This window comes from Streptomyces sp. NPDC054840 (assembly GCF_053611065.1).
The window spans coordinates 1-7774 of the sequence record NZ_JBSGZP010000344.1 but is presented as its reverse complement, the minus strand read 5'-3'; the positions used below and the strand labels follow the sequence as shown (position 1 = coordinate 7774).

The following is a 7774-nucleotide window of genomic DNA, read 5'->3' as shown; positions in this document are numbered from 1 at the left end:
CGAAGCCCCCGGGGCCGCGGCCGAAGCCGCCGACAGCCGCCGGGCGCGCCGCCCGGCCCGCGGCAAGGGCGCGGCCAGGGTCGGGACCCGGGGTGGGGCCCGTCGCCGCCGGGCCCGCCTCGTCAAGGTCGTCGCCTTCTGCGTCGTCACCGCCGCCGGCAGTCTGCTCCTCCTGCGGGGCAACGAACTCCTCGACCGCCTCGGTTCCCCCACCGTCCCCGACAAGGCGGCCGGCACTCCCACGCCCGCCCCGGAGCCGCCCGACCCCGGCCGGGTGCTCCAGGTCATCGCGCACCCCGACGACGACCTGTACTTCATGAACCCGGACCTGCGGTACTCCATATCCGCCGGCAGCCCGGTCACCTCGGTCTACCTGACCTCGGGCGAGTCCGACGGCATCAACGCCGGCGCCGCCAAGGCAGCCACCACCAAGCCCGACAAGCCCGCCTACGCCGAGGCCCGTCAGAACGGCATACGCGCCGCCTACGCCAAGATGGCCACCGGCGACCGCGGCAGCCCGTGGACCCGCACCGTCGTCCCGACCAAAGGCGGCGGTCACGCCGAGGTCGACGTCCTCGTCGCCAAGCCCCAGGTCAACCTCGTCTGGTTGCAGCTCCGCGAGGCCGGCAGCGTCCACGACAACGCCCCGGACAGCCTGCACGGCCTGTGGGACGGCAAGGTTCCCCGCCTGGACTCCATGCTCGCGTCCGGCACCCCGGTCACACAGAAGTTCTCGTACTCCAAGGACCAGGTCGTCCAGACCCTCGTCGGCATCCTGGAGCAATACCGGCCGACCACCGTCCGCTCCCAGGACCCGACCCCCGGGCGGTATCCCGACACGAAGCGGTACACCGACCACCAGGACCACTTCTACGGCGCCCGGTTCGTGCAGCTCGCCACCGCCGCCTACGCCAGGGACGTCACGGACCGCCCGCACTTCGCGGTGCAGAACTACGCCGGCTACATAAACGGCTCGCTCCCCAGCGCCCTGGACCCGGACGAGGCCAAGGAGAAGCTGGACATCCTGGGCACCTACGCCTGGCTCGACCGGCAGAACCACTGCAACAGCCCCGCCGGCTGCGGCGACCTCAAGATCTCCGACCAGCCGGGCGGCAACCGGTGGTCGGACTCCATCAACTACGCCCGCGGCACCAGCACCAGCTGGCTGACCTCCGACGCGGAGCAGGGGCTGTGGGCCTTCAAGGTGCTCGACGGCCAGGTGGCCGTCTGGCACCGGCCCGGTCTCGTCGGCCGCTGGAAGGGCCCGGACCTGCTCCCCGGCACCGGCATGGACCCGGGCGTGAGCACCGTGACCCTGGCGGACGGCCGGATAGCCGCCTTCGGCACGCGTACCTCCTTCGGCGTGAAGCCCACCGACTACACGCGCGAGGTCGTCTACGTCGTCCAGAAGCGGCCGGGGGCCGAGGAGTTCACGGAGTGGCAGTCGCTCGGCACCCCCGAGACCGCGGACGAGACCTGGACCTCCGACATCAGCGCTCCGGCCGTATCGGTCGACGGCACCGGGCAGTTGGCGGCGTACGTCCGCGACGGCGCGTACAGCCTGCGCGGCCGGGTGCAGCGGGCGGACGGCAGCTGGGGGCCCTGGGAGAAGTACGGCGGCACCGACCTGCACGGGTCCCCGGCCACCGCGACCGACGGCGCCGGGCGGCGCATGGTGTTCTCCGCCACCTCCAAGTCGGTGGTGGGCTGGGTGCAGCCGCAGCCGGGTGCCCCACTGGGCCAGGTCACGGCCACGGGGCTGCCGGACACCACGCTCCCGCTGACCGCGGACGGTCGCGAGGGCGGCGTACGGCTGTGGTTCCGCAAGCCCGGCTCGGGCAATGTCCGTACCGCCCTGATCACGGGTGAGGGCGGGCTGAAGGTGAGCCAGATGACCGACCTCGGCGGCCTCCAGGGCTTCGGCTCGGTGACGGCGAGCGGGCACGTGCTGGCGGGCCGCACGGCGGGCGGGCAACTCGGCTCGGAGGCCGGGCCGGGGCGGCCGTGGGAACGGTCCCCGCTGATGTTCGTCGGCGCGCCCTCCTCCACGATGACCGGCAAGAGCCTGGTCAGCCTGGCGGTGGTGGGGCTCGATGCACGGCTGTACGTGACCTCCTCGGCCGACACGCCGAACGCGCACCTGGCGCCGTGGCAGCCGGTGGGCCCGCGCAACGCGCCTCCGTCCCCGTCTCCGACACCGCCCGCATCACCCGCATCACCCGTACCGCCCCCGTCGCCCCCATCGCCCCCATCGCCCGCGGCACCGTAGACGGACGAACAACGTCCGCATCTTGTGCCGGAAAAGCACCGGCCATCTGCGGATTCGGTGAACCAGGCCCGCCGATTCGCCCTCTCTCTGACTGTTCAACGCTTTCGCCCGTCAGAGCGAGACCGAATCCGAGGGGTGACCCGATGCCCGTGACCCGTCGCCGCTTCGCGGCCCTGCTCACCGTGCTGACAGCCGGCGCCACCGGTGTACTCTCCGTGGCCGGCCGGCAGACCACCGCCGAAGCCACCCAGGAGAAGAACCCGGCCTCGGTCCGGCCCGCGAGCGTCACCGCCGGTTCGGTCGTCCAGATCGTCGCCCACCCCGACGACGACCTGTTCTTCATGAACCCGGACCTCAGCCGGTCCCTGCTGTCCGGCACCCAGGTCACTACCGCCTACCTCACCTCCGGCGAGTCCGACGGCCGCAACGAGGCCCACGGCGGCGCCGCCGATGACCCCGAACAGCCCGCCGACCGCGCCCACTACGCGGAGGCCCGGCAGAACGGCATCCGCTCCGCCTACGCGCAGATGGCCACCGGCGACCGTACGAGCGCGTGGAAGCGTTCGGTCATGGCCACCGCCGGCGGCGGCCGGGCCGAGGTCGACGTCCTCATAGCCAAGCCGCAGGTCAATCTGGTGTGGCTGATGCTGCGCGAGGCCCGCAGCACCGGCGCGGACACCCCCGAGAGCCTGCGCGGCCTGTGGAACGGCCGGATACCCGCGCTGGAGGCCCAGCTCACCTCCGGCACCCCGGTCAAGCAGCCGTTCACGTACACGAAGGACCAGCTCGTCCAGGCGATAGCCGGGGTCCTGGAGCAGTACCGGCCGACGACGATACGGATGCAGGACCCGACGCCGAACCGGTACGGCGAGAACGGGACCGGCCGGTACACCGACCATCAGGACCACATGTACGGCGCCCGCTTCGTGCAGGCCGCCACCACCGCCTACGCCGAACAGGTCCGCAGACGTCCGCACTTCACGGTCCAGAGCTACCTCGGCTACCACAACAGCACCCTGCCGCACGCGCTGGACCCGCAGACCGCCGAGACCAAGACCGGCTTCCTGAGGACCTACGCCTGGCAGGACCGCCAGGACTACTGCGGCAGCCCGTCGGGCTGCGGCGACCGCAAGGTCGCGGGCAACCCGACCGGGCGCAACTGGGCCCAGTCACTGCGCTACACCCGCGCCGAGACCACCTCCTGGCTGACGGAGGGAACACCCGGCCGTCTGTGGGCCTTCGCCACGCTGGACGGCCGGACCGCGTACTGGACGCGCAACGCCGTCGGCGACTGGGCGGGCCCGGTGTTCCTCCCGGGCACGGGCATCGACCCGGGCGCCACCGCCGCCCGCCTTCCCGGCGGCCGCGTCGCCGTCCTCGCCACCCGCACCACCTTCGGCTCCGCGCCCGCGGAGTACCGGCGCGAGGTCGTGTACGCCGTCCAGTCCGCGCCCGACGGCCCGTTCGGCCCGTGGCAGTCGCTCGGCACACCGGAGCGCACCGACGACGAGGGCACCTCGGCGATCAGCGCCCCCGCGGTGGCGGTGGACGCTCGGGGCGGCCTCACCGTCTACCTCCGCGACTCGCGCCGCACCCTGCGCGTGACCACCCAGCAGCCGGACGGCCGTTTCTCCCCGTGGGAGCGGCTCGGCGGCGAGGACCTGCAGGGCGACCCCGTGACGGCGCTCGACGCGGCGGGACGGCGGCACGTGTACGCGACCACCACCACGTCCGTCCTGGCCTGGACCCAGCGCACCCCGGACACTCCACTGCTCGGCCCCGCGCCGACGGGCCTGCCCGCCACCACGGTCCCCCTCTCGGCCGCCCCGGACGGCGCGGGCGTGCGCCTGTTCTTCCGCCGCCCGGACTCGGGGGTCGTGCGCACCGCCCTGGTCACGGCGGGCCCCTCGGTCCGGCCGCAGGTCTCCAGCATCACGGAGGCGGGCGGCCGCGCCGGCTACGGCGCGGTCGGCGCCGCGGGCCGTCTCATGGTGGGCCGCGCGGACAGCGGCACGATCAGCACCACGGGCCTCGGCGGCCCCCCGGCATGGGCAGAATCCGGCATGCTCTTCGCCGGCGCCCCGTCGGCCGTCCTGGAACCCTCGGGCACCACCACGACGGCGGTCCTGGGCCTGGACGCCGAACTCCACACGACGACGACCCCCACCACCCCCCACCGCCCCACATGGCACCGGGCGGTCCGCTGACGACGCCGGCGCGACCGGTGTCAGCGAGCCATCCAGGGGACACGGCAGGTGTGCGGAGCCGTTCCCTCCGGGCACAGGGTCTTGATCACCGTCGCGCGGATCGCCCGCCATGTCCGCAGGGAACAGGCCAGATCGACCTGCAGCTCGACCGGTTCCCGCGCACCACGGCTCTCGCCGGGATGTTCGATGTCCCACTGCTCCGCCAGGTGGTCGTACATCTCGGCGGTCGGCATCCCGCTCCCGGGAAGGGTCCGTAGGACGCTCTCACCCGTGATCCGGGCGCTCCGCGAGCCCACGGCGTCCGCGACGAGCCCCTCGACCCAGGCCAGCCCCTGCTCGTCCGCGTACAGGCCGAACCTCAGTGTGCGCGTTCTCATCGCATCAGACTTTCGTGATCGCACGCCGGCGCCGACCGGGCCGGACGGGCCAGGGGGATGACACGGCTGCGGGCCGGCGGTCGACGACCACCGGCCCACAGCCTCAGACTCTGCCCTCGGGGCTCTGACCTGCGCTTACAGCACCGGGAGGTTCTTGCGGAGTTCGAAGGCGGTGACCTCCGAGCGGTACTCCTCCCACTCCTGCTTCTTGTTGCGAAGGAAGAAGTCGAAGACGTGCTCGCCCAGGGTCTCGGCGACCAGTTCGCTGCGTTCCATCAGGGCGATGGCCTCGCCGAGGTTCTGCGGGAGGGGTTCGATGCCCATCGCGCGGCGTTCGGCGTCGGAGAGGGCCCAGACGTCGTCATCGGCGCCCGCCGGGAGTTCGTAGCCCTCTTCGATGCCCTTGAGGCCGGCCGCGAGGAGGACGGCGTAGGTGAGGTACGGGTTGGCGCCCGAGTCGATCGAGCGGACCTCGACGCGCGAGGAGCCCGTCTTGCCCGGCTTGTACATCGGGACGCGGATCAGGGCCGAGCGGTTGTTGTGGCCCCAGCAGATGTACGACGGGGCCTCGCCGCCCGCGCCGGCGCTGCGGGAGGAGCCGCCCCAGATGCGCTTGTAGGAGTTGACCCACTGGTTGGTGACCGCCGCCGTCTCGGCGGCGTGGCGCAGCAGGCCCGCGATGAAGGAGCGGCCGACCTTGGAGAGCTGGTACTCGGCGCCCGACTCGTAGAAGGCGTTGCGGTCGCCCTCGAAGAGGGAGAGGTGGGTGTGCATGCCCGAGCCGGGGTACTCCGAGAAGGGCTTCGGCATGAAGGTGGCCTGGACGCCCTGCTCCAGCGCCACCTGCTTCATCACCAGGCGGAACGTCATGATGTTGTCGGCCGTGGAGAGCGCGTCGGCGTAGCGGAGGTCGATCTCCTGCTGGCCGGGTGCTCCCTCGTGGTGGCTGAACTCCACCGAGATGCCCATCGATTCGAGCATGGTGATCGCCTGGCGGCGGAAGTCCATGCCCACGTTCTGCGGGGTGTGGTCGAAGTAGCCGGAGTTGTCGGCCGGGACCGGGCGGCTGCCGTCCAGCGGCTTGTCCTTCAGCAGGAAGAACTCGATCTCCGGGTGGGTGTAGAAGGTGAAGCCCAGGTCGGAGGTCTTGGCCAGGATGCGCTTGAGGACGTAGCGCGGGTCCGCGAAGGACGGCGAGCCGTCCGGCATCAGGATGTCGCAGAACATCCGGGCGGTCCCGGGGGCCTCCGCGCGCCACGGCAGTATCTGGAACGTGCTCGGGTCCGGCTTGGCGATCATGTCGGACTCGTAGACCCGCGCGAAGCCCTCGATCGCGGAGCCGTCGAATCCGATGCCCTCGTCGAAGGCCTGCTCCAGCTCCGCCGGCGCGACCGCGACGGACTTGAGGAAGCCCAGTACGTCGGTGAACCACAGGCGCACGAAGCGGATGTCGCGCTCCTCAAGCGTCCGGAGGACGAATTCCTGCTGCTTGTCCATGCCTTCATCCTCGCAGTTCAGACGGCTTGTGCACCACCGCCTCGACAGTCGGGGCACAGTCGGGCGCGCCCAGTATCACCAGTCGTGGTTTCCGCCACATTACGCACCCGCAAAAGCTCGCGGCACCCCGCACTGACCTGGGAGCCGTCATGAGCATTACCATCTGCGCCCATGGGGGGCCGGCAGTACACGCAGCCGGGGCGTCGCGGACGTCCCGGGCTTCGGCGTGCCGTCCTCCTGATCGTCTTCGGGGTGCTGGCCGGCACGGTGCTGCTGTGTGCGCGCTCGGGCGAGTCGCACGTCCCGTCGCCGGGCGCGCAGGTACGGGCGGGGACGCCGGCGCACGCCGTCTGCGTGTCTCCGTACGACCTGCCCGGCTGCTCTCCGCTCACGCGCGTCACTCCCGGTGTGCTGCCGGTGCCGCCGCCCGCCGTGACAGGCCCCATCGGTGCGCCGCCGCCCGCCGCGATCGTCTCCGGGGCGTCGTGGGTCCCGCCGTACGGGGCTCCGCCGCGCGCCCCTGACCTCTATGCCCTCCAGGTGCTGCGGACCTGAGCGGTCCGGTTCGGTTTCGCGTTCATCCACCCCCCTCAGCAGAAGGAAACCAGGGCACATGGCCAGCAAGTCCGGCAGGACCAACCAGTACACCGACCCGAACTCACGTCAGGCGCGCATAGCCGAGATGCGTCGCGCCGACCAGATCCGGGAGCGGCGCAACAAGGCCATCGCGATCACGGCCGCGTCGGCCGTCGTCGTCGGCCTCGTCGGCTTCGGCGCCTGGGTGCTGATCGACCAGAAGCAGGCCGAGCAGCGCAAGGAGGCGGCCGCGGCGAAGATCCGCAAGGAGGCCGAGGAGATCCGCAAGCAGCCGGTCGAGGGCGAGCAGCTCTGGGACGCGAAGAAGCTCGGCCGCAACCACGTCGAGACGCCGGTGAAGTACGAGATGAACCCGCCGGTCGGTGGTGACCACCACCCCCGCTGGATGAACTGCAACGGTGACGTCTACAAGAACCCGGTGCCGGAGGTGAACGCCGTGCACTCGCTGGAGCACGGCGCGGTCTGGGTGACGTACAACGAGAAGGCCCCCCAGGCCGACGTGGACAAGCTCGCCGCGACCGTCGCCAAGACCCCGTACACGCTGATGAGCCCGATCAAGGAGCAGACCGGCTCCATCATGCTCAGCGCGTGGGGCAAGCAGCTGACCGTGGACAGCGCGGACGACCCGCGGGTGTCGACGTTCTTCACGAAGTACGTGCAGGGCGAGCAGACCCCGGAGCCGGGCGCGGCCTGCACGAGCGGGCTGGCCGGCAAGTGAGCCGCCCGGCCGACCGCGACAGCCCCGACAGCCGCGACAGCCGCGACCGCCCCGTTCCCCGTACGTACTGGGTCGCGGGCACGGCCGTCCTGCTGGCCCTGCTGTTCGC

The 7774-nt window shown here is 71.8% G+C and carries 6 protein-coding genes; 4 read left to right on the top strand and 2 right to left on the bottom strand.

Annotated elements, in window-relative coordinates:
• Both ACWGIU_RS22985 and ACWGIU_RS22980 read left to right on the top strand, forming a co-directional pair.
• A partial coding sequence (locus ACWGIU_RS22985; protein WP_453708591.1) for a PIG-L family deacetylase occupies positions 1-2269 on the top strand: 2269 nt, incomplete at its 5' end.
• Positions 2270-2412: 143 nt separating this feature from the next.
• Positions 2413-4476, top strand: coding sequence for a PIG-L family deacetylase (locus ACWGIU_RS22980; protein ID WP_453708589.1), 2064 nt, complete (start codon positions 2413-2415; stop codon positions 4474-4476).
• 20 nt (positions 4477-4496) lie between these two features.
• Here the strand turns inward: ACWGIU_RS22980 and ACWGIU_RS22975 are convergent, their stop codons facing one another.
• On the bottom strand, positions 4497-4853 hold the full coding sequence (locus tag ACWGIU_RS22975) for a hypothetical protein (RefSeq protein WP_453708587.1): 357 nt from the start codon (positions 4851-4853) through the stop codon (positions 4497-4499).
• A gap of 135 nt (positions 4854-4988) precedes the next feature.
• The gene (locus ACWGIU_RS22970) at positions 4989-6350 is read right to left on the bottom strand and encodes a glutamine synthetase family protein (RefSeq protein ID WP_393718542.1); all 1362 of its coding nucleotides are present in this window, start codon (positions 6348-6350) and stop codon (positions 4989-4991) included.
• A gap of 171 nt (positions 6351-6521) precedes the next feature.
• Here ACWGIU_RS22970 and ACWGIU_RS22965 point away from each other — a divergent pair, with 171 nt between their 5' ends.
• Entirely contained in the window at positions 6522-6905 is a 384-nt protein-coding gene (locus ACWGIU_RS22965; protein ID WP_453708585.1) for a hypothetical protein, read from the top strand.
• A gap of 58 nt (positions 6906-6963) precedes the next feature.
• Complete coding sequence (locus ACWGIU_RS22960) at positions 6964-7665, top strand: DUF3105 domain-containing protein (protein ID WP_453708583.1); 702 nt, start codon at positions 6964-6966, stop codon at positions 7663-7665.
• Positions 7666-7774 lie beyond the last annotated feature (109 nt).

Bases quoted from the DNA above. Each gene is read 5' to 3' on its own strand.
- ACWGIU_RS22970 (WP_393718542.1), bottom strand. From the start codon at position 6,350: ATGGACAAGCAGCAGGAATTCGTCCTCCGGACGCTTGAGGAGCGCGAC.
- ACWGIU_RS22965 (WP_453708585.1), top strand. From the start codon at position 6,522: ATGGGGGGCCGGCAGTACACGCAGCCGGGGCGTCGCGGACGTCCCGGG.
- ACWGIU_RS22980 (WP_453708589.1), top strand. From the start codon at position 2,413: ATGCCCGTGACCCGTCGCCGCTTCGCGGCCCTGCTCACCGTGCTGACA.
- ACWGIU_RS22975 (WP_453708587.1), bottom strand. From the start codon at position 4,853: ATGAGAACGCGCACACTGAGGTTCGGCCTGTACGCGGACGAGCAGGGG.
- ACWGIU_RS22960 (WP_453708583.1), top strand. From the start codon at position 6,964: ATGGCCAGCAAGTCCGGCAGGACCAACCAGTACACCGACCCGAACTCA.